General features: G+C 34.6%; 14 protein-coding genes. 9 read left to right on the top strand and 5 right to left on the bottom strand.

From position 1 onward, the window contains the following. Window positions 1–69: 69 nt before the first annotated feature. From ilvA to ilvD, 5 genes are all read right to left on the bottom strand, one after another. Entirely contained in the window at window positions 70–1338 is a 1269-nt protein-coding gene (ilvA, locus tag HM992_RS00685) for a threonine ammonia-lyase IlvA (protein WP_179318138.1), read from the bottom strand. A 105-nt stretch (window positions 1339–1443) separates the two neighbouring features. After that, complete coding sequence (ilvC, locus tag HM992_RS00680) at window positions 1444–2949, bottom strand: ketol-acid reductoisomerase (RefSeq protein WP_179318137.1); 1506 nt, start codon at window positions 2947–2949, stop codon at window positions 1444–1446. A gap of 13 nt (window positions 2950–2962) precedes the next feature. Beyond that, on the bottom strand, window positions 2963–3493 hold the full coding sequence (ilvN, locus tag HM992_RS00675; RefSeq protein ID WP_178983351.1) for an acetolactate synthase small subunit: 531 nt from the start codon (window positions 3491–3493) through the stop codon (window positions 2963–2965). A 112-nt stretch (window positions 3494–3605) separates the two neighbouring features. Further along, window positions 3606–5342: a biosynthetic-type acetolactate synthase large subunit gene (gene ilvB / locus HM992_RS00670; protein WP_179318136.1), complete on the bottom strand. Its 1737-nt coding sequence runs from the start codon at window positions 5340–5342 to the stop codon at window positions 3606–3608. 67 nt (window positions 5343–5409) lie between these two features. Then, window positions 5410–7089, bottom strand: a complete 1680-nt coding sequence (ilvD, locus tag HM992_RS00665) for a dihydroxy-acid dehydratase (protein WP_178983353.1) — start codon at window positions 7087–7089, stop codon at window positions 5410–5412. A 343-nt stretch (window positions 7090–7432) separates the two neighbouring features. Here ilvD and HM992_RS00660 point away from each other — a divergent pair, with 343 nt between their 5' ends. From HM992_RS00660 to bglX, 9 genes are all read left to right on the top strand, one after another. Then, window positions 7433–8068, top strand: a complete 636-nt coding sequence (locus tag HM992_RS00660; protein ID WP_229720421.1) for a fasciclin domain-containing protein — start codon at window positions 7433–7435, stop codon at window positions 8066–8068. 142 nt (window positions 8069–8210) lie between these two features. Beyond that, on the top strand, window positions 8211–11018 hold the full coding sequence (locus HM992_RS00655; RefSeq protein ID WP_179318134.1) for a helix-turn-helix and ligand-binding sensor domain-containing protein: 2808 nt from the start codon (window positions 8211–8213) through the stop codon (window positions 11016–11018). Between the two features lie 251 nt (window positions 11019–11269). Then, a complete protein-coding gene (locus tag HM992_RS00650; protein WP_179318133.1) occupies window positions 11270–14302 on the top strand; it encodes a SusC/RagA family TonB-linked outer membrane protein in 3033 nt (1010 codons plus the stop codon). A 15-nt stretch (window positions 14303–14317) separates the two neighbouring features. Beyond that, window positions 14318–15850 (top strand): RagB/SusD family nutrient uptake outer membrane protein, encoded by a 1533-nt coding sequence (locus HM992_RS00645; RefSeq protein WP_179318131.1) that lies wholly within the window; start codon window positions 14318–14320, stop codon window positions 15848–15850. An 18-nt stretch (window positions 15851–15868) separates the two neighbouring features. Then, the gene (locus HM992_RS00640; protein WP_179318129.1) at window positions 15869–17575 is read left to right on the top strand and encodes a LamG-like jellyroll fold domain-containing protein; all 1707 of its coding nucleotides are present in this window, start codon (window positions 15869–15871) and stop codon (window positions 17573–17575) included. A gap of 109 nt (window positions 17576–17684) precedes the next feature. Continuing rightward, window positions 17685–19058, top strand: coding sequence for a glucoamylase family protein (locus HM992_RS00635; RefSeq protein ID WP_394366263.1), 1374 nt, complete (start codon window positions 17685–17687; stop codon window positions 19056–19058). 10 nt (window positions 19059–19068) lie between these two features. Then, complete coding sequence (locus HM992_RS00630) at window positions 19069–20424, top strand: glucoamylase family protein (RefSeq protein WP_179318127.1); 1356 nt, start codon at window positions 19069–19071, stop codon at window positions 20422–20424. 10 nt (window positions 20425–20434) lie between these two features. Continuing rightward, window positions 20435–21238 (top strand): carboxylesterase family protein, encoded by an 804-nt coding sequence (locus tag HM992_RS00625; RefSeq protein WP_179318126.1) that lies wholly within the window; start codon window positions 20435–20437, stop codon window positions 21236–21238. A gap of 4 nt (window positions 21239–21242) precedes the next feature. Next, window positions 21243–23582, top strand: coding sequence for a beta-glucosidase BglX (gene bglX, locus HM992_RS00620; RefSeq protein ID WP_179318125.1), 2340 nt, complete (start codon window positions 21243–21245; stop codon window positions 23580–23582). Window positions 23583–23584 lie beyond the last annotated feature (2 nt).

The raw sequence follows: 23584 nt of genomic DNA, 5'->3' as shown, positions 1-23584 counted from the left end.
TTTATACTGTTAATTGTTAGTATAAAGATACTAAAAAGTATGCTTTTATTGCATTAACCGGGTGTTAAGCTATACTAAAAATTGAAATAAATCGGGTTTGTCATTTAGGTAATCTCCAAAGAAATTATGACGTTTCATTTTGGCTATTAAAGGTTCTAAGTCATCTGGAGATTTTAATTGCAATCCTACGACTGCAACATCATTTTCTCTGTTGACTTTTTTCGTGTATTCAAAGTGTGTAATATCATCTGTTGGCCCTAAAATATCCACTACAAAATCACGTAAAGCTCCAGCACGTTGTGGAAACTTAACAATGAAATAATGTTTTAAATTGGTATAAATAAGAGCGCGTTCTTTTATTTCGGCCATTCTAGTGATATCGTTATTACTTCCGCTGATAACACACACTACATTTTTTCCTTTTATTTCTTCGGAAAATTGATCTAATGCACAAAGACTTAAAGCGCCTGCAGGTTCTACAACAATGGCATCTTTATTATATAAGTCTAGAATCGTCTGACAAATTTTACCTTCATCTACAGTTACAACACGATGTAATGTCTCTTTACAAATGGCAAAACTTAAATCACCAACACGTTTTACTGCAGCTCCATCTACAAAACTATCGATGGTTTTTAATTCTGTGTTTTTATTAGCTCTAATGGATGTCATCATTGCAGGTGCTCCTTTTGGCTCTACACTAATAATTTTAGTTTGAGGCGATAAGATTTTAAATACTGAAGATAATCCTGCCGCTAAGCCACCGCCACCAACTGGTACAAAAACATAATGAATAGGATGCGCTTTAGCTTGGTCAATAATTTCTAGGCCAACGGTTGCCTGACCTTCAATAACTTTCTCGTCATTAAAAGGGTGTACAAATGTTTTGTTGAGTTCTTCACTCTGTTGCATGGCTGCATGGTAGGCATCATCAAAAGTATCACCAACTAAAACAACATCTACATAATCTTCGCCAAACATTTTTACTTGTTCAATCTTTTGATTAGGTGTTGGTGAAGGCATAAAAATAGTGCCTTTTATTTTTAATAGTTTACATGAAATAGCCACACCTTGAGCATGATTTCCTGCGCTTGCACATACAATCTCATTTTCAATTTGAGCAGCATTTAAGGATGAAATTTTATTGTAGGCACCTCGAATTTTATAAGAACGCACATCTTGTAAGTCTTCTCTTTTAAAGAAAATATTAGCATCAAAATGCTTTGAATAACGTGTGTTTCTAACTAACGGTGTTACGTGAGCAATACCTTTTAATTTTTCGGCAGCAGCTTCAACTGCTTTTAATGTTGGTCTGTATGTGATTTTGGTTTCTTCCATGTGTACTTCCCACGCAAGCGGGAATTTCTTTGTTTTAAAAAAAACCTGTCAGGTTTTGACTTTGACTTTACTCAGCCAACATAAAATCTGACAGGTCTGTAATATTTATGCTAAAACAGAATCATTTGTTTTTACATCTTCAGTTTTAATAACTTTCATTGCTGTCATTGCAGCACGTAAACGTTGACCAACAGCTTCGATCGGATGATTTCTAATGGCATCATTTACAGCAATTAATTCTATATTATCAACTCCCGTTGTTTTTGAAAATGATTTCCCGATGATATCAGTATCAACCGTTTTCATAAAATCAGTCAATAAGGGTTTACAAGCATGGTCAAATAAATAACAACCATATTCTGCTGTATCAGAAATTACGCGATTCATTTCGAATAACTTTTTTCTTGCGATGGTATTAGCGATTAATGGTAATTCATGTAAAGATTCGTAATAAGCAGAATCTTCGATGATACCAGCACTAACCATAGTTTCGAACGCTAGTTCTACACCAGACTTTACAAAAGCGACTAATAAAACACCATGATCAAAATATTCTTGTTCTGTAATATGATCTGACGTTAAAGGTGTTTTTTCAAAAGCAGTTTCTCCAGTTTCAGCTCTCCATTTTAAAAGATTTACATCATCATTTGCCCAATCTTCCATCATGGTTTTTGAGAAATGCCCAGAAATAATATCGTCCATATGCTTTTCAAAAAGTGGATGCATAATGCCTTTTAATTCTTCAGATAATTCGAAAGCTTTAATTTTCGCAGGATTAGATAATCGATCCATCATGTTGGTAATTCCACCATGTTTCAAAGCTTCGGTAATGGTTTCCCAACCAAACTGAATCAATTTAGCAGCATAACCAGGTTCGATGCCTTCTTCAACCATTTTGTCGAAAGATAGAATGGCTCCTGTTTGAAGTAAACCACAAAGAATGGTTTGTTCTCCCATTAAATCACTTTTTACTTCAGCAATAAAAGACGATTCTAAAACTCCAGCACGATGCCCTCCAGTTGCTGCGGCATAAGCTTTTGCTTGTGCCCAACCTTTTCCTTCAGGATCATTTTCTGGGTGTACAGCTGTTAATGTTGGTACACCAAATCCTCTTTTATATTCTTCTCTTACTTCTGTTCCAGGACATTTTGGTGCCACCATTATAACAGTGATGTCCTCACGAACTTTAGTGCCTTCTTCTACAATATTAAAACCATGAGAATAGCTTAATGTGGCTCCTTTTTTCATTAAAGGCATTACGGCTTTTACAACATTTGTGTGTTGCTTGTCTGGTGTTAAGTTTAACACTAAATCTGCATCAGGAATTAATTCCTCATACGTTCCAACTGTAAAACCGTTAGACGTTGCATTCTTGTAAGAATCACGTTTTTGGTCAATAGCAATTTGTCTTAAGGCGTACGAAATATCTAATCCAGAATCGCGCATATTTAAACCTTGATTAAGGCCTTGTGCACCACAACCAACGATTACGATTTTCTTTCCTTTTAATGCGTTTACGCCATCTTCAAATTCTGAAGCGTCCATAAAACGACATTTTCCTAATTGCTCTAATTGTTCTCTTAATGGTAATGTGTTGAAATAATTTGACATTTTTTCTTCTATTTTAATGTTGCAACGCTTTAAGCATTGTTGATATTTTCATTTCGTCTTTAGTGACAGCAATGCGTCCTGAACGCGTAAATTGCATGATTCCAAAAACAGTTAATTCTCTATGTAATAGGTCTATTTCTTCTTTTCGTCCTGATTTTTCAATAACGAAGAAATCACGATTTACGGTAACAATTCTTGCGTTACTTTCTTTAATTATATTCTGAATTTGACGTTCATCAAACAATAAATTAGATCTCATTTTGAATATACAAGATTCTTGATAAATGATTTCTTCTTCTGTATGATAAAATGCTTTTATCACTTCGACTTGTTTTTCTATCTGACCTTGAATCTTTTTCATTTGAGATTCGGTAATATTGACGACAATAGTGAATCTTGACACACCATCAATTTCAGAAGGTGACGTGTTTAAACTCTCAATATTCATGTGTCTTCTTTGGAATATTGCCGAAATTCTATTCAACAATCCAATGTTGTTTTCCGTATATATTGAAACGGTATATTGTTTGTTTTCTGTACTCATTTCTTTGAGATTTTAGATAAGAGAGAATAGCAAATAGACTTGTATATGATTCCATTTTAATTTTTTCTCTCATTTGTCTTTGTTCTTTTCTCTGTATTCTTTTTTCTTTAATTTACTCTAATCGTATATCTGAAACACTTGCTCCTGTTGGAATCATTGGGAAAACATTACCTTCCTTTTCTACTCTAACTTCTAAGAAATAAGGACCTTCACAATCAATCATTTCTTTTACAGCAGCTTTTAAATCTTTGCGTTCTGTTACTTTTTGTGCTTCAATAGAATAGCCTTTTGCAATGGCAACAAAATCTGGATTTACCATTTCGGTAGAGGCATAACGTTTATCAAAAAACAGTTGTTGCCACTGACGTACCATACCTAGGAATTCGTTATTTAAGACCACAATTTTTACAGGTACTTTTTGTTGAAAGATGGTTCCTAATTCTTGAATATTCATTTGGTATCCACCATCTCCAGCAATCATTACAACTTCACGGTCTGGTGCTGCCATTTTTGCGCCAATAGCTGCTGGTAATGCAAAGCCCATGGTGCCTAAACCGCCAGACGTAATATTACTTTTGGTTTTATTGAATTCGGCATAACGGCAAGCTATCATTTGGTGTTGACCAACATCACTTACAATGGCTGCTTCACCTTTAGTTTGTAGGTTGATTTCTTTCAACACTTCACCCATGGTTAAACCTTCTTTAGTAGGATGTAAATCATTTTTAATGACTTTATCGTATTCTATGGTATATAAATCTTTAAATTTTTGATGCCAAGCACTATGAGAATTTTCATTCAATAATGGTAATAAGCTTTTTAAGCTAGCTTTAGCATCACCTAAAACGGCAACATCGGTTTGAACATTTTTATCAACTTCGGCAGGATCAATTTCAAAATGAACAATTTTTGCCTGCTTTGCATACGTCTCTAAATTTCCGGTAACACGATCATCGAAACGCATACCTATAGCAATTAACACATCACATTCGTTAGTTAAAACATTTGGAGCATAATTTCCATGCATACCAACCATTCCAACATTTAGTGGATGAGAGGTAGGAATTGCTGAAGCCCCTAAAATCGTCCAAGCAGAAGGAATACCTGCTTTTTCGATAACCGCTTTAAATTCTTCTTCAGCTTTACCTAGAATAATACCTTGTCCCCAAACTATAAGTGGCTTTTTAGCATTATTTATAAGTTCTGCTGCGGCTTTTAACGAATTTTCATCCGTATCTGGAACAGGTTTATAACTTCTAACTCCTTTGCATTTTTCGTATTTAAAATCAAATTCTTCAAACTGAGCATCTTTGGTAATATCAATTAATACAGGTCCTGGTCTTCCACTTTTTGCAATATAAAATGCTTTTGCAAAAGCTTCAGGAATTTGTGCTGCTTTAGTCACCTGAATATTCCATTTCGTTACTGGAGTAGAAATACCTACAATGTCAGTTTCCTGAAAGGCATCACTTCCTAGTAAATGAGAGCCTACTTGACCTGTGATGCAAACCAAAGGAGTAGAATCTATTTGTGCATCTGCAATACCCGTAATTAAATTGGTTGCTCCGGGTCCAGAAGTTGCCATGGCAACTCCAACCTTACCGGAAATACGCGCATAACCTTGTGCAGCATGTGCGGCACCTTGCTCATGACGCGATAAGACGTGATGGATTTTATCTTGATACTTATATAATTCATCATAAACTGGCATAATTGCTCCACCAGGATAACCGTAAAGGATTTCTACACTTTCGGCTAACAGACATTTTATAACCGCTTCACTACCTGAAATACGTTCTGTAGTTTCTGTAGCTTTAGTCTTGTTTTGTATGGTTTGAGTTTCTTTCATCTCATATATATGTTTTGAAATCCTTAGACAAGCTCAGGATGACATCTTTATAATAATTGTTTTTCGTCTAAAACTCATCAGTTACGCATCCTTTAGATGCTGATGAAACGGTTTTAGCATATTTATATAAAACACCACGTTCAAATTTTAATTCTGGTGCTTTCCATTGCTGTCTTCTTTTTTGTAATTCTTCCTCTGAAACTTCTAATGAAATTGAATTAGTTTCAGCATCAATTGTAATAATGTCTCCGTCTTTGACGACGGCTATGGTACCTCCTTCTTGTGCTTCAGGTGTGATGTGGCCAACAACAAAGCCATGGGTTCCTCCTGAGAATCTTCCATCGGTGATTAAAGCGACATCTTTACCTAAACCAGCGCCCATAATTGCAGCGGTTGGTTTTAGCATTTCTGGCATTCCGGGTCCTCCTTTTGGTCCTTCATATCTGATAACAACTACATCTCCTTTTTCAACTTTCCCATCTCTAATACCATCGTTTGCTGCATATTCTCCTTCAAAAACTTTTGCTTTACCACGGAAACATAAGCCTTCTTTTCCAGTGATTTTAGCGACACTTCCTTCGGTTGCTAAATTTCCATACAACATTCTTAAGTGTCCTGATATTTTAATAGGTTCTTCAATGGGTTTAATGACGTCTTGTCCTTCTTTTAAATCATCGACATCTAATAAATTCTCTGCAATTGTTTTTCCTGTGACAGTTAAACAATCTCCGTGTATAAGTCCTTTTTTAAGAAGATATTTTAATACCGCAGGAATTCCTCCAACAGCATGCACATCTTCCATTAAATATTTACCACTTGGTTTTAAATCGGCCAAAAATGGGGTGTTATCACTAATAGTTTGAAAATCTTTTAATGTGAAATCTATTTGAGCAGCTCTGGCAATTGCTAAAAAGTGTAAGACAGCATTTGTAGATCCGCCCAGAATGGTAACTAATCTCACCGCATTTTCTATTGACTTTCGAGTAATAATATCAGAAGGTTTTATGTCTTTTTCTAAAAGTAAACGTAAAGCTTCTCCTGCTTTTACAGATTCTGTTTTCTTAGCATCGCTTAATGCAGGATTAGAAGAATTAAAAGGCAGTGTCATTCCTAAAGCTTCAATTGCAGAAGCCATTGTGTTTGCAGTATACATGCCACCACATGCTCCAGCTCCTGGACAGGCTTTTTCAACAATACTTTGATATTCACTTTCTTCCATGGTACCAGCAACTTTGCTTCCCCAAGCTTCAAACGCTGACACGACATCTAATTTTTTTCCTTCGTGGCAACCAGAATCTATAGTACCTCCATAAACTAAAATACTTGGTCTGTCTAAACGAATCATTGCCATTAATGCTCCTGGCATATTTTTATCGCAACCCACAACGGTAATTAAACCATCGTAACTCATAGCTTGTACAACAGTTTCCATAGAATCTGCAATAATATCACGCGATGGTAATGAGTAACGCATGCCTGGAGTTCCCATGGAAATACCATCACTAACACCAATAGTGTTAAAAATTAACCCAATAACATCTTCATTTTTTGTACCTTCTTTAACCAGTTTTGCCAAGTCGTTAAGGTGCATATTACATGGGTTACCTTCGTAACCTGTGCTTGCAATACCTACAATTGGTTTAAAAAAATCTTCTTTTGTTAACCCAATTGCATGCAGCATGGCTTGAGCTGCTGGTTGTGTTGGATCTTGTGTAACGGTTTTACTGTATTTGTTTAATTCGCTCATAATATTATTTAGGCATTTCGGCTGCGCTCAATATGACACAAAAATGATTTGCTGAATCTAAATTACTTGATATGCCATTTATAGATAATGACATTCTATTTAGTAATCTAAATTCAATAGTATTAACATTGGCGTAAGTATTTGAAAAACAATATTTTAAACTCAAATAAATATGATGTCCAAGTGTGTGATTTTTTTATGGAAATAGAGGGCTTTAATCATTTTTTTTTAGGCTTAAATTCTGAGTTTATTTTTAGTTAAAATTATACTAAACCTATGATTCATAAAATCCATAGGCGTTCATAGACGTATATATAACATAACCAAGTAAATAAAATTAATTATGAAATTAAAAATGAATAGAATATTGGCTGGAGTGATGTGTATGTTATTTGTAGTAACAACAGCATGTAATGATGGTGAAAAAGAAGAAGAGAAGAGGGAGATGGAAGCTGCAAAAATTGAAATGGAGGCTAATCAGAAGGTAGACATAGAAAATATGGAAGAAGAAAAGAAAGCTATGGCTATGGAGACAAGTGTTGCAGGTAAGGCAATAGCAAATGAAGATTTGTCCACTTTAGTTGCCGCATTGAAAGCTGCTGATTTAGTTGCAATGTTATCAGAGCCTGGTGATTACACTGTTTTTGCGCCATCTAATCAAGCGTTTTCTAAATTACCAGAAGGTACTGTAGATAATCTATTGAAAGCTGAGAATAAGGAAAGTCTTCAAGGGATATTAAAATATCATGTCGTTTCTGGAAAATTGACTTCAGATCAATTGTTAGAAGCAATTAAAGGCGGGAAAGGTAAATATACTTTTAAAACAGTTGCAGGTGAGGAATTAACAATTATGATGGACGGTGATCAGTATATGATACAGGATTCTAGAGGTAAAAAATCTCAAGTCGTTCAGGGTAATGTTGATGCGTCAAATGGTATTGTATATGTAATTAATGATGTGCTAATGACTAAAAAATAATAACGTTTAAGTGTTAATTTATAAAAGGCTCAACTTCAGTTGGGTCTTTTTTAATGTCACGAATTTTTGATGTAAGTTGAGTCACGTTGAATGAAATGCTTATTTTTAAAATGTTTTCTTAAAATTCGTATATTATTACTGTATGAAAAAATTGTTAGTTTTTTTACTTTTCTTATTTGTTTTTTCTTCAGATTGCTATAGTCAATTTACTCCAAGTATTCATAATTATACTTTAGCAGAATATAAGGCAGGTAACCAAAATTGGGATATTACTAGGGCTGATAATGGTAAAGTTTATGTTGCTAATAATAGTGGGTTATTAGAGTATGATGCTTTGGTTTGGAAATTTTTTCCATTACCAAATAAAACTATTATAAGATCAGTATTGGCTGTAGACGATGTTGTTTACACAGGGTCTTATGAGGAATTTGGATACTGGAAACGCGATGATTTTGGGACCTTAGAATATTTTTCTTTAAGTAAGATGATTCCAGACCTTATCTCTCCAAATGAAGAAATTTGGGAAATAGTAAGTTTTAATGGTAAGATTATTTTCAGGTCATTTCTAAATATTTATATCTACGATTTTGAAAATGTCATTCAGTTAAGACCTAGTTCTGTTATAATTTCTTGTAGCGTCGTTGATGAAAATTTATATGTAAGTACTTTAAATGAAGGAGTGTTTTTGTTAAAAGGTAAAACGTTAGAGCCTTTTTATTTTAATGAGGTATTGTTAGATACCAAAATTATTTCCATTAACAAGTATAAGGATAAGCTATTGTTAATGACATCATTAAAAGGAAGTTTTTTTCTAGATAAAGGTAGGTTGATCCCAACTAATTTTGAAATCAATAAACAAATTCAAAGGCATCAATTAAATGAATTTTCCATTTTAGATAGTGGAGATATGGTTTTTGGGACTATTAAGGATGGTGTCTTCTTAACTGATAACAATGGGAAATCTAAGTTTCACATTAGTAAAGAAAATGGCTTATTTAATAATACTATTTTAGGACAGTCTATAGATAATACAGGTAATCTTTGGTTGGGCTTAGATAATGGTATCTCTAATATAGAGCTCAATAGTAGTAATTACTTTTTTAATGATATCTCGGGTAAGTTGGGAGCTGTCTATGACATTGTAAAATATAAAGGAGTCATTTATATAGGAACCAATACAGGGTTATTTTGGTTGGATGAAAATGAGAAGTTACAATTTATAGAGGGGTCACAGGGCCAGGTTTGGGATTTAGAGATTATAGAAGGGGATCTACTTTGCGGGCATAATGAAGGTACATTTATCGTAGATAAAAATAAGTTTACTAATATTTCTACACATACAGGTGGCTGGACCATAAAAAAAGTACCAGAAAGAAAACACACCTATATTCAGGGTACATATTCCGGTTTAGTGAAATTTGAAAAAATATCAGGTGAGTGGCATGTGAAGCACTTAGGTAAAACCACAATACCTTCGCGCTTTTTAGTGTTTGAAAATCCGCATACAGCTTGGGTAGCTCATGCAACCAAAGGTGTTTTTAAATTTAATTTTGATGATAATTTTGACACGATAACTTCAGTAAAAGATTATCACCACAAAGGAATAAGTTCTAATTATAATATAAGGGTATATAATATTCGTAATAATATTAGCTTTAAATCTAATGAAGGTTGGCAAAAATATGAGCCCATTTTAGATTCTATAGTCCCTTACGAATTGCTTAATGACTTACTTGGAAAGAACAGTTATATCATATCTGATGATAATACAGATCTGTTTGCTTTAAAAAGTAAAGATGGATTTATAAAATTTAGGTCGTTCAATACTGCGCATGACGAGTTTTTTCTTAACGATGTATTTCTAAAGAATAGATATATTGTTGGATACGAAAACGTTTCCAAGATTAATGATTCTAGTTATGCTTTAAATCTTGATAATGGTTTTATGGTCATAAATAGTACTTCTATCACAGATGCTAACTTATATAAACCAGACATTGAATCTATTTCAATAAGTGATTCACCTATTACTTTAACTCATATTAATGAAGACCAGATCGATTTCAAGTTTAAAGAAAATATAGCTGTAGAATTATCCTCTTCAAAATCTCTTAACCATTTCTTTGAATATAATATTTCTGAAGCCGATGTTGCTGAAGATGATAGCTTATGGTATAAAATTGATGGTAACAGAGTAGAGTTTTCAAATCTTATAGATGGTGATTATCTTATCTCTTTTAGGACAAGTGATAATGCGGGTAATGTATCTGCAATTCAATCTTTGAATGTAGATGTGTATCCTCCTTGGTATAGAGATACGCTTGGTTATATATTGTATATTCTTTTAGCAGGTTTAACGATAGTTGTGTTTTACTCACTTCACAATAAAAAAATCGCAAAGGAGCAACGCCTTATTAAAATTAAATATCAAAAAGCTCAGCAAGAGCTATTACGAGAGAAAACGTTAGAGAATGAAAAGCGAATCGTTGAGCTTAAAAATGAATCGCTGCAGAATGAAATAAAGCTTAAAAGTAAGCAGCTAGCGAATAATGCTATGGCCTTGGTTAAGAAAAATGAAACGTTGCAAGACATCAAAAAAGATTTGATGATCAATAAAGAGGGCTTTAATAATTATTACTCCTATAAAAAGCTCGTTAAAAAATTAGATAACTCTATCGTCTTAAAAGACGAATGGGAGGTCTTTGAGAATAATTTTAGTCAAGTACACGATGAATTTTTTGTAGCGTTAAAAACAAAACATTCCAAGCTTACACCAAAAGATTTAAAGATTTGTGCTTACATCAAAATGAATTTATCTTCAAAAGAGATTGCACCACTTATGAATATCTCAGTAAGAGGGGTCGAAACGCATCGATATCGATTAAAAAAGAAATTAAATTTAGAAAATGACATTTCTTTAGTGGATTATTTGTTAAATATTAAAAATTAGACACTTATTCTTACTTGATTCTTACTTTTTACTACGTCATTACTACGTCACTTTGTTAATCCTCTTTCTACTATAACGTTTTTTTTATAGCTTTAGGATACGTCAAATCGGGTTTTGTTAACACTTATTAACCTTCTATGCCTTATATGGTGTATTTAAAATGTAAATAGATGTTAACAGAGTTTAACATTTGATTATAATTTAGTCCTTTAAATAAACTAACTCTATTTATTAAATATTAATCAATCTATATGAAAACAAAAATTAGTCTATTGTTGATGTTGTTTATTTCAATCTGTTCTTTTGCTCAGCAGATTGAAATCAATGGAATTGTAACAAGTGAAAGTGACGGGATGCCCTTACCTGGGACAAGCGTCATTGTAAAAGGAACGAGCAGAGGAACCACAACGGATTTTGATGGTAAGTACATAATTAAGGTAGATCTTGGCGAACAAATTGAATTCAGTTATGTTGGTTTTGTCCCTCAAGTTGTAACCGTCGCTGGTGAGACTGAAATAAACATTACGCTTAAGGATGACGTGGCTTCACTGAGCGAAGTTGTTGTTGTGGGTTATGGAACACAGAAAAAAGCGGATCTAACAGGTGCTATCTCTACTGTAAAATCTGAAGACATCGCGAAAACACCGAGTGGTAACATTATGCAGTCTATTCAAGGTAAAGTGGCAGGTGTACAAGTTGTAAGTAGTGGTTCACCTGGTGGTTCACCAACAGTAAGAATTAGAGGTGTTAACTCTTATAAAGGTGGTGCAACTCCTTTATATGTAGTAGATGGTATGTTTTATGATACTATTGATTTCTTAGATAGCAATCAAATTGAAACGATTTCAGTTTTAAAAGATGCGTCTTCTATCTCTATTTTTGGTCAAGCTGGTGTTAACGGTGTAATTATCATTGAAACAAAAAATGGTAGAACGGAACAAAAACCAGTATTCACCTATAATGGATATTCTGGTTATCAAAACGCTCAGAATGTTGTAAAAATGGCAAATGCAGAACAATTTGTTACAATGGCTTATGAGTCTAACTCGCAACCAGACATTGATTTTGTTAATAATGCTATACAGCGTTTTGGTCGTAGTAGAGTAAATCCCAATATTCCAGATGTTAATACAGATTGGTATAAAGAGATTTTACGTGTAGCACCAATTACAAGTCATGGTATAGGAGTTGCTGGTGGAACAGAAAAAACAACTTACAGTGTTAATGCTAACTATTTTTCTCAGGAAGGTATTTTAGATATGAAAAATGAGTATGAGCGTTTCAATATTCAATCTAATATTGAGATAGAATTATCTGATCGTTTAAAAATAGGAACGAATGCGATTTTTAGTAATGCAACACAATACAATCCTGAAAATGGAGCATGGTTTCAAGCGTATTTTGCCGTGCCAATTTTACCGGTTTATGATTATACCAATACACAGGCAACATCTACTCCGTATTCAGATGCAACTTTATTAGGATATAGAGGTTCGCAAAACCCGTTCCCTGTAATGACCTATAATAATAATCAACTTAAAATTAGAAAGGTTCTAACAAGTATGTTTTTAGAGTACGCTTTAGTTCCAGAAAAACTTAAGTTTAAAACATCTTATAGTCATGATTATTCTACAATCTCTGAGCGTAATGTGAGGTCACCTTATTATATTTCAGGACAGTCACAAAGAGAAATTTCTAATATTAGACGTGCAGAGTTAAAGTATTCAAAACAAATTTGGGATAATACATTAACTTATACTGATACTTTTGGAGATCATAATGTAACGGTACTTGCTGGTTCTTCGTATAGAGATTATCAAGACAATACTTTTATTGCAACAGGAAATGATATTCAAGGTATTGGATTAGAAAGTTCATGGTATTTAAACTTTGCGGATCCAACGACATTTAGTGATCAGGTTAGTGAAATCGGTGATCGTGAATATTCAATAGCATTTTTCAGTAGATTAGAATATAGCTTTAAGGATAAATATCTACTTAATGCTACGATAAGACATGAAGGTGATGGAAGATTCCCTAGAGAGCTTTGGGTAACCACGCCAGCTGTAGGTTTAGGTTGGATAATTTCTGAAGAAGATTTTATGCAAGACAATAATGTGTTTAACTTCTTAAAGTTACGTGCAGGTTGGGGACAATTAGCAAATGGTTTTCTTGGAGGAAGTGCAGGTACAAGAACTGTGTCACAAGTAACCACAGATATTGGAGATGTTCCAACGAATGGTATCTTAACAACTAATACGTTTCGTAATTTAAAACGGGAAATTTTAGAAGAAACCAATTTTGGTATTAGTTCTCGTTTATTCAATGATAAATTAAGTTTAGAGGTGGATTATTATATCCGTGATACTAAAGATTTAGTACTTCCAAAAGATACACCAATTACTGCAGAAGTGGTTGATGCTAATATTGGAGAAATGAGAAATCAAGGTTTAGAAATTGCAGCAAACTGGAATCAACGTATTAATGATAACTGGAGCTTTTCTGTAGGAGGAAATATAGCGACACTTAAAAATGAAGTGACTAGAATCGATAGTGAACAAGGTTATTTTGATACCGGAAGTGCAGAATTTCGTCAAAGACTTATCGTAGGAGAGCCTGTAAATGCTTTTTACGGATGGGAAGTAGCTGGTGTTTATCAAAACGATGCTCAAGTTGCTGCAGATCCAACAGCGCAATATGAAGCAAATGAAAACAGTAATACCCTGATTCCTGGTGATTTTATTTATAAGGATCAAAATAATGATGGTATAATTGATGACGAAGATAGAATAGTTTTAGGGTCATATTTACCAACATTTTCTTATGGTGGAAATCTAAATGTGTCTTATAAGAATTTTGATTTATCTGTAGCGGTTTCTGGTCAAACAGGTAATAAAATCTTGAACCGCAAAAGAGGTGAAGTTATTTATACAAATGACACAAACATAGATGCTGACTTTGCTGTTAATAGATGGCATGGTGAAGGCACTACAAATTCATACCCATCTTCTGAAGGGAGAAGGAAAGCATGGAATCAGAAAATGAGTAGTTTCTTTGTTGAAGATGGTGCATATTTTAGAGTTCAAAACATTCAATTGGCTTATACAATTCCAGCAAAATCACTTGGTGAAAATATGCCAGAAGTTAGATTTACATGTACAGCAGAACGTCCAATAACACTGTTTAGTTATAACGGATTTAACCCTGAGATTAGTAGTGGAGTTGATCGTGAAACTTATCCAGTTCCAGCGGTATATACTTTTGGTGTAAATATTAAAATTTAAAAAAAAATGCTAATTATGAAAAATATAAATCAAGTAATAAAACAGCTAGCATTGATGGTAGCGTTCTGTATGGTCGTTTTTTCTTGTACAGATAAATTAGAAGAGAATGATGGTCAGCTAGCGGCAGACGATCTCGATTTTACAATCTCAGACGATATGGTATTACCACTTATTGGTGGGTATTCTGCTGTATATTCTAGAGGATGGGAAGATCCATTACTTATTGGTGTAAGAGGTGATGATGTTAATGCTGGTGGTTTGGGTGATCAGCCACAGTTTGCAGATACGGATCTTTTTATCTATGATAATGGCTTTTGGATGTATAACCAAATTTGGGAGAATTTCTACGGAGATATTGTGAGGATTGTAAGTTCTCGTGAAACTATTCAATCTTACAAAGATTTTGCTGTAGATCAGGAAGATTTAGATAGAGCCGATCAATATATGGCAGAGTGTAAAGTGCTAAGTGGTTTTACTCATTTTCAAATGTCAAGGTTATGGGGAGATATATTCATTATAGGGTCTTCTGATATTTCTGCTGAGCTAGAAAACGGTGTAAAAACTAAAGCTGAAGTTATGCAGTATATCTCAGATTTAATGGATGAAGCAATTCCGTTTTTATTGGATGCTAGACCTAATGAAAGAGAAGATGTAACTGGAGGTGTAACAAAATACACAGCATTAGCGATAAAGGCCTTAGCAAATTTAGAATTAGAAAATTATCAAGAAGTTGCTAATGTTACAGGCGAGATCATCAATTCCGGTAAATTTAATTTATACCCAGATTTTTATCAATTATTTAAAAAGCCCGGAGAACGTAGTAATGAAAACTTGTTCGAGCTGCAATTTTCGGATTATGGTACAGAATCGGGAGCTGCAAACACTCACTTGTATGCACCATTTGGTCCTTCAAGTTGGACACCAGCTGTAGAAGGAGCTGCTGCTGGTTGGGGTTTTTATGAGCCTAGTTTAAAATTCATCAAGTTTATGTTAGACAGAGGTGAAACTACAAGATTATCAACAAGTGTAAACTTTACACCTAGAGGTATTGATGAGATTACTTCTGATCCGGCTTATGCAACATTACCTAGTTTCGTGACAAATGTATCACAAGATGGAGATATTTTTAATGACTATTCTAGAGCAATCTTTAGCAGTGGTAAACATTATTTACCATCAACACAGTTAACACCAGGAAGAACAAGTTATGGCTCTGGTAAAAACTTCATAGTTATCAGATATGCCGAAATTTTATTAATGTATGCTGAAGCTTTAACACAGGGAGCAAGTGGTTCTGCTGGTTCAGCAGATCAAGCGGTTAATGAAGTAAGAGGAAGAGTTGGAATGTCTGCCCTTTCAAATGTTACCAATGAGCAAGTTATGGATGAGAAATTTGCAGAGCTTGCAATGGAATGGGGAATACGCTATTTCGATATGATAAGATTGAACAAATATGAAGAATTAAGTTACGAAGGACGCACATTTACTGCTGAAGACGAGCTTTTACCGTATCCACAAGCACAATTGGATTTATTACCACTTGAATAACAACTAAAAATTTAGAAAATGAAAAAAATTAATAAATATATAATAGCAATTACAGCAATGCTGATGATGGTGTCTTGTTATGATGGCATAGATCCAATCACAGAAGTGGATCCAGGACCAGATGCAGGAGCTCCAGTTGTAACGATTAATTATCCTACAGAAGGTACTGAAATTACAGGTTTAGAATTAGTTGTGCCAATTAATATCAAGTTTAAAGTAGAAGATGATATTGAGGTAGGTTCAATAGTTGTGAGTTTGGATGGAGTACAAATAGCAACATTCGATACGTTTTTAGATTATAGAATCGTTAATCAAGAATATACGTATGATAGCTTATCTAGTGGTGAGCATGTATTATCTGTTACGGGTACTGATTTAGTTGGAAATGCTACAACGGCTACAGTAAACTTTTCTAAAGCGCCTCCATACGAAGCTATATTTTCTGGTGAAGTGTTTTACATGCCTTTTGATGGGACTTATACTGAACTATTATCTATAACGGATGCTTCAGAAGTTGGTACACCTGAATATGCAGGTGCTGCTTTTGCAGGAACAAACGCATATAAAGCAAGCGATGATTCTTATTTAACATTTCCTATTGAAGGCATGTTTGGTAGCAATATGAGTGGTGCGTTTTGGTACAAAGTAAATGCTACACCAGATAGATCAGGCATTTTAACTATTGGAGATGATGCAGACGATCGCCTTCAAGGGCTTAGATTATTTAGAGAAGGTAATGGTACAGAGCAACGTATTAAATTAAATATTGGTACAGGTGATGGTGAAAGTTGGAATGATGGTGGTGTTATTGATGTTACCGCGGATGAATGGGTACATGTTGCCTTTACAGTTTCTCCTTCGCAGACCGTTATCTATTTAAATGGTTTGCCTGTAAATACAGCAACACCAAGCGGACCTATTGATTGGACAGGTTGTACGGATATTACAATCGGATCTGGTGGTGAAACCTTTAGTTATTGGGGACATGAGTCAGATAGCAGTATAATGGACGAGTTGCGTTTATTTGAAACGACGTTATCACAAAGTGAAATTCAGAATATGATTAACGTCACTAATCCTTATGAGCCAGCATACGACGGTGAAACATTCTACATGCCTTTTAATGGTATGTATACGGAATTTGTGAGTTTAAATGAACCAACAGTTGTAGGAGATACAGGATTTTATGGTGAAGGATATGAAGGTTCAGATGCTTTTATGGGAGCTGAAGACTCTTACCTTACATTTCCTATAGATGGTTTATTTGGTGCAGATGCATTTAGTGCTACATTTTGGTACAAAGTTGATGGAACACCAGACCGTTCGGGAATATTAGTTGTAGGGGATGATGCTGATGATCGTAATCAAGGATTTAGATTATTTAGAGAAGGTTCTGCGACTGAACAACGTATTAAGGTAAACGTTGGAGTTGGTGATGGTGAGAGCTGGAACGATGGAGGTGTAATTGACGTTACTGCAGGGGAATGGGTACACGTTGCATTAACAGTTTCGGCTACAGAAAGTAAAATCTACTTTAATGGAGTTGAACAATTGTCTTCAACTTTAGCGTCTAGTGTAGATTGGACTGGTTGTTCAGAAATAACTATTGGTGCTGGTGGAGAAACATTCAGTTACTGGAATCACTTATCTGATTTAAGTGGTATCGATGAATTAAGATTATTTAACAAAGCGCTTTCACAAGCAGAAATAGATAGTATGCAATAAACTGATAATTCAATTGAGTTAGTCTAATAATTTTTTAATTATCACTTATTTATTTTAGCGGCATTTTTAATTCCTGAAATGCCGCTAAATTTTACTTTAATTTTAAATGATGAATTTATATAAATCAATATTTTATGGCTGTTTGTTATGTCTTATTGTAGGGTGTAAATCAAACGATAAAACGGATTCTGTTGATATAGAAAACGTTAAAGATACTAGTACTAATTCAGATGCAGGATTAATCAATACGAGTTTGCTAGACACGATTCAAAAACAAACCATCAATTATTTTTGGGAAGGTGCTGAACCAAATTCAGGATTAGCTAGAGAGCGAATTCACATGGATGATGTGTATCCTACCTCTCCAAAAAATACAGTAACGACAGGTGGAAGCGGCTTTGGTCTTATGGCAATTTTAGTTGGCATCGAAAGAGGCTATATTGATAAGGGTGAAGCCTTAGATAGATACCTTAAAATTGTAAATTTCCTTGAAAAAGCAGATCGTTTTCATGGTGCGTGGTCTCATTGGATTGATGGTGAAACTGGTAAAGCATATCCATTTGGGAAGAAAGATGATGGTGGTGATTTAGTAGAAACAGCTTTTTTAATTCAAGGTTTACTAACCGTTGCAGAATATTTTGATGGCAATACAGAAAAAGAAAAACAATTAGTTTCTAAGATAGATCAACTTTGGAGAACTGTAGAATGGGATTGGTATACAAAAAACGGAGAAGACGTATTGTATTGGCATTGGTCTCCAAACTATGGTTGGGATATGAATTTCCCAGTAGGTGGCTATAACGAATGTTTAATAATGTATGTATTAGCAGCGGCATCTCCAACACATCCAATTAATAAATCTGTTTATGAAAAAGGTTGGGCAAAAGATGGTGCTATTGTTTCTAAAGAAAAGTTTTATGACGAAGATGTTGTATTAAACTATTTTGAACACGATGACTATTTAACCGGACCATTATTTTGGGCGCACTATTCCTATTTAGGTTTGAACCCAAAAGGCTTATCCGATCAATATGCTGATTACTGGAAATTAACTCAAAACCAAGCAAAGATTCATTATAAATATGCTGTAGATAATCCAAAGAACTTTAAAGGTTACGGAGATAGTTTATGGGGATTTACATCGAGTTATTCTGTTAATGGCTATATTGGTCATAGTCCAGAAAATGATGCTGGTGTCGTATCTCCAACAGCTGCCATATCATCATTTCCATATACTCCACAAGAAAGTATGAATGTATTAGAAAATATTTATAAAAATCACGATAGCTTAGTTGGTAAATATGGGCCTTATGATGCTGTTAGTTTTGAGCATAATTGGTATACCCCACGATATTTAGCTATCGATCAAGGACCAATTCCGGTAATGATAGAGAATTATAGAACAGGTTTGTTGTGGGATTTATTCATGAAAAATAAAGATGTAAAATCAGGTTTAGATAAACTTGGTTTTAAATATAATTAGTTTAAATAGTATGAGAGTTTTTAGCTTAATGTTAGTGATGTTAATGTGTTTTAGCTGCGGTTCAGATGATGGACCAGGTTATCAAGAACCTTATGATCCAAGTGATGACGATCCGGTAATACCGTTAACGGATACTGAATTAATGGATTTAACACAAGAAACAACCTTCAAGTATTTTTGGGATTTTGCCGATGCTAATTCTGGAGCTGCAAGAGAACGTTATCATCCAACAGATCCTTCAAATAGTCAAAATGTTGTAACAACGGGAGGAAGTGGTTTTGGACTCATGGCTATATTGGTTGGTATCGAACGTGGTTATATTTCAAGAACAGAAGGTTTTAATAGATTAAGTCAAATTGTAGACTTTTTTGAAACTGCTGATCGTTTTCATGGAGTTTGGCCACATTGGCTAAACGGAACTAACGGTAGTGTTATTCCATTTAGCGATCAAGATAATGGTGGTGATTTAGTTGAAACTGCATTTTTAGCACAAGGCCTAATTTGTGTGAAAGAATATTTTAAAAATGGTACTACAGATGAAGCAGCGCTAGCAATTCAAGCAGATGATTTATGGAAGGGTATTGAGTGGGATTGGTACACACAAAACCAAAATGAGTTGTATTGGCATTGGAGTCCCAACAATGGATTTTCAATAAATCTACAACTAAAAGGATATAACGAAACCTTAATCGCTTTCATTTTAGGTGCAGCGTCTCCAGATTATACTTTAGCTCCAGAAGTATATCACGAAGGTTGGGCTAGCAATGGGAACATAGTATCGGCTTCTAGTCAATATGGAATTCCATTGATATTGGATCATGCCGGTAATGGTACAGGCCCTCTATTTTGGGCGCACTATTCGTTCTTAGGATTAAATCCTACAAATCTTTCAGATCAGTATGCCAACTATTGGGATTTGAATGTAAATCATACAAACATCAATTACCAACATTGCGTTACCAATCCAAATAACTACAGAGATTATGGAGAGGATTGTTGGGGCTTAACCGCTAGTTATAGTCGAAATGCAGATGGCTCAACAGGGTATTCAGCGCATAGTCCAGAAAATGATTTAGGAGTTGTTTCTCCAACTGCAGCTATCAGCTCAATACCATATACGCCAGAAAAATCATTGGCAGCAATGCGTTATTTCTATGGTAAAAAGGACATTTTATTAGGACCTGCTGGTTTTTATGATGCGTTTAGTCCGCAATACAATGATTGGGTAACTGAACAATATTTAGCCATAGACCAAGGGCCAGAAATTATTATGATTGAAAATCATAGATCTGGCTTATTATGGAATCTGTTTATGCAAAATGAAGACATTCAAAATGGTTTAGATATGTTAGGATTTAATTATTAAATAAATGAAAATGAAAAATCTATTAATAATCTTAGTTTTTAGTGCAACGGTCTTAAGTTCATGTGCTGTAAAAGCACAGCAACAAACGGAACCTTCAAAAGATTCATTTTCTTTTGAACATCATATTGTAAGTGAAGACACCCTTAATTATAGAATGCTTTTACCTAAGAATTTTGATGAGTCAAAAACATATCCTGTTGTGCTAATGCTTCATGGGGCGGGAGAACGTGGCAATGACAATAAAAAACAATTGGCGCATGGGAGTCAATTATTTTTAAATGAGAAAAACAGAGACTCACTTCCTGCGATTGTGATTTTTCCACAATGTTCTAAAGGTGATTACTGGTCTAAGTTAGAAGCGGACCGCACAACAAAGCCAATCACATTTAATTATAAGTACAAGGATGCACCAACTACCGCAATGGCATTAGTGATGGATTTGATGGATGAGTTGGTTGCTCAATCTTACGTAAAAACAGATCAAGTGTACGCTATGGGATTATCCATGGGAGGCATGGGAACCTTTGAAATCATTTACCGTAAACCCGAAATGTTTGCTGCGGCAATTCCAATCTGTGGTGGTGGTGATCCAGAATCTGTAACGGCTTATGCTCAAACGATTCCATTATGGATTTTACACGGAGCAAAAGATGATGTAGTTGATCCTAAATTATCTTTAAACATGGCATCTGCAATAATCAGTGCAGGTGGCTTTCCTAAATTGACCTTATACGACTTTGCAAATCACAATAGCTGGGATCCAGCTTTTGCAGAACCAGAACTTTTAAATTGGCTTTTTTCAAAAACAAAATAATACAATGACTAAACGATTTTCCACTAAACTAATAGCACTTTTTTTAATCGCTTTCACTTTTTCAAGTTGTAATTCAAATTCGAATGCAATAAAGACAACTGCTGACACAAACAATCCATTTGAAGCTCAAGTAGATTCTATTTTGGGTCTTATGACTTTAGATGAAAAAATAGGCCAGCTTAATCTTCCCGTTTCAGGTGACATCACAACAGGTTTAGGTACAAGTTCTGATGTTGGTAAAAAAATCCAAGATGGTTTGGTTGGGGGTATGTTCAACATAAAATCTGTTGAAAAAATTAGAGCAGTCCAAAAGATTGCTGTGGAAGAAAGCCGATTAAAAATTCCTCTTCTTTTTGGAATGGATGTTATTCATGGTTACGAAACTACATTCCCAATTCCATTAGGTTTATCATCGACTTGGGATATGGATCTTATTGAAAAAACAGCACGTATGGCGGCAACCGAAGCTAGTGCAGATGGTATTAACTGGACGTTTTCTCCAATGGTAGACATTTCTCGCGATCCACGTTGGGGACGTGTTTCTGAAGGTAATGGTGAAGATCCGTATCTAGGAAGTCGTATTGCAGAAGCGATGGTAAAAGGTTATCAACAAGATGATTTAAGTAAAAATAACACGTTGATGGCATGCGTAAAACATTTTGCTTTATATGGAGCTCCAGAAGCTGGTCGTGATTATAACACGGTCGATATGAGTAAAATTAGAATGTATAATGAATACTTAGAGCCTTACAAAGCGGCTATTGATGCTGGAGTGGGTTCTGTAATGGCATCATTTAATGAGATTGATGGCGTACCAGCAACAGGAAACAAATGGTTACTTACGGATTTATTACGTGATGATTGGGGTTTTAATGGTTTCGTGGTAACGGATTATACTGGTATCTATGAAATGATGGCTCATGGAGTTGGTAATGAAGAAGAAGTTGTAGCGCAAGCTTTAAATGCAGGTATTGATATGGATATGGCAGGTGATTCTCCTTCTGTGACTGCTGCTTTTGTAAAATCGTTAAAAGGAGCTATAGATAAAGGCATGGTGAAAATTGAAGATATTGATATTGCTGTAAAACGTATGTTAACCGCCAAATATCAATTAGGCTTATTTGATGATGCTTATAAATATTTGGATAGTGATAGAGCTAAAAAGGAAGTGTTTACCGATGAAAACAGAGCGTTCGCTAGAAAAGTAGGAGCAGAGTCGACAGTCTTACTAAAAAATGAAAACAATTTATTGCCATTAAAAAAGGAAGGTACGATTGCTCTAATCGGACCTCTAGGAAATAATGCCGTAAATATGGCTGGAACTTGGAGTGTCGCAACGCAACAAGACAAATCAAATCCATTTTTTGAAGGTTTAAAAACCGTAGTTGGCGATAAAGCCAATGTGCTTTATGCGAAAGGAAGTAATGTAGACTATGATTTAGAACTCGAACAAAAGGCAACCATGTTTGGAAAAACCATTCCAAGAGATGGTAGAACAGATAAGCAATTATTAGATGAAGCTTTAAGTATCGCGAATAAAGCAGATGTCATTGTAGCTGCTATTGGAGAATCTGCAGAGTTTAGTGGAGAGAGTAGTAGCAGAACAGAAATAGGAATTCCTCAAGTTCAGAAAGATTTATTAAATGCGTTACTTAAAACAGGAAAACCTGTAGTGTTGGTTTTATTTACTGGAAGACCTTTAGAATTGGTTGAAGAAAATGAAAACGTACCAGCCATATTGAATGTTTGGTTTCCTGGAAGTGAAGCTGGTTTAGCCATTTCAGATGTGTTGTTTGGAGATGTAAATCCATCAGGAAAATTAACAGCAACATTTCCTAGAAGTGTTGGGCAAATTCCAATTTTTTACAATCATAAAAATACAGGACGACCTTTGATGAATGAAGAAGGCCGTTTTGAAAAATTCAAAAGTAATTATATCGATGAGCGTAACGAGCCATTATATCCTTTTGGTTACGGATTAAGTTATACAACCTTCGATTATTCAAATCTAAACTTGAATACAAATTCAATTAACATGGATGGCTCTGTTGAGGTTTCTGTTGAGGTAACCAATTCTGGTGATTATGACGGGAAGGAAGTGGTTCAACTCTACATTAGAGATGTTGTTGGTTCAGTTACTCGACCTTTAAAGGAGTTAAAAGGCTTTCAGAAGGTAGAGATTAATAAAGGAGACACTAAAACCGTGACCTTCAATATATCGGTTGACGACTTAAAATTCTATAATTCAGATTTAGATTTCGTAGCAGAACCAGGAAAATTCCACGTGTTTGTAGGTACAGATTCTACAACCAAGATGATGGCTGAATTTGAATTGAAAAAATAAAA

Origin of the sequence: Winogradskyella helgolandensis (assembly GCF_013404085.1) — a bacterium.
In the GTDB taxonomy this organism is placed as follows: Bacteria; Bacteroidota; Bacteroidia; order Flavobacteriales; family Flavobacteriaceae; genus Winogradskyella; species Winogradskyella helgolandensis.
This window is presented reverse-complemented; position numbering and strand designations above follow the sequence as displayed.

Excerpts from the sequence above, each read along its gene's own strand:
- ilvC (WP_179318137.1), bottom strand. The coding sequence starts at position 2,949 with ATGTCAAATTATTTCAACACATTACCATTAAGAGAACAATTAGAGCAA.
- ilvB (WP_179318136.1), bottom strand. The coding sequence starts at position 5,342 with ATGAAAGAAACTCAAACCATACAAAACAAGACTAAAGCTACAGAAACT.
- ilvN (WP_178983351.1), bottom strand. The coding sequence starts at position 3,493 with ATGAGTACAGAAAACAAACAATATACCGTTTCAATATATACGGAAAAC.
- HM992_RS00660 (WP_229720421.1), top strand. The coding sequence starts at position 7,433 with ATGAAATTAAAAATGAATAGAATATTGGCTGGAGTGATGTGTATGTTA.
- ilvD (WP_178983353.1), bottom strand. The coding sequence starts at position 7,089 with ATGAGCGAATTAAACAAATACAGTAAAACCGTTACACAAGATCCAACA.
- ilvA (WP_179318138.1), bottom strand. The coding sequence starts at position 1,338 with ATGGAAGAAACCAAAATCACATACAGACCAACATTAAAAGCAGTTGAA.
- HM992_RS00625 (WP_179318126.1), top strand. The coding sequence starts at position 20,435 with ATGAAAAATCTATTAATAATCTTAGTTTTTAGTGCAACGGTCTTAAGT.
- HM992_RS00655 (WP_179318134.1), top strand. The coding sequence starts at position 8,211 with ATGAAAAAATTGTTAGTTTTTTTACTTTTCTTATTTGTTTTTTCTTCA.
- bglX (WP_179318125.1), top strand. The coding sequence starts at position 21,243 with ATGACTAAACGATTTTCCACTAAACTAATAGCACTTTTTTTAATCGCT.
- HM992_RS00640 (WP_179318129.1), top strand. The coding sequence starts at position 15,869 with ATGAAAAAAATTAATAAATATATAATAGCAATTACAGCAATGCTGATG.
- HM992_RS00635 (WP_394366263.1), top strand. The coding sequence starts at position 17,685 with ATGAATTTATATAAATCAATATTTTATGGCTGTTTGTTATGTCTTATT.
- HM992_RS00645 (WP_179318131.1), top strand. The coding sequence starts at position 14,318 with ATGAAAAATATAAATCAAGTAATAAAACAGCTAGCATTGATGGTAGCG.
- HM992_RS00650 (WP_179318133.1), top strand. The coding sequence starts at position 11,270 with ATGAAAACAAAAATTAGTCTATTGTTGATGTTGTTTATTTCAATCTGT.
- HM992_RS00630 (WP_179318127.1), top strand. The coding sequence starts at position 19,069 with ATGAGAGTTTTTAGCTTAATGTTAGTGATGTTAATGTGTTTTAGCTGC.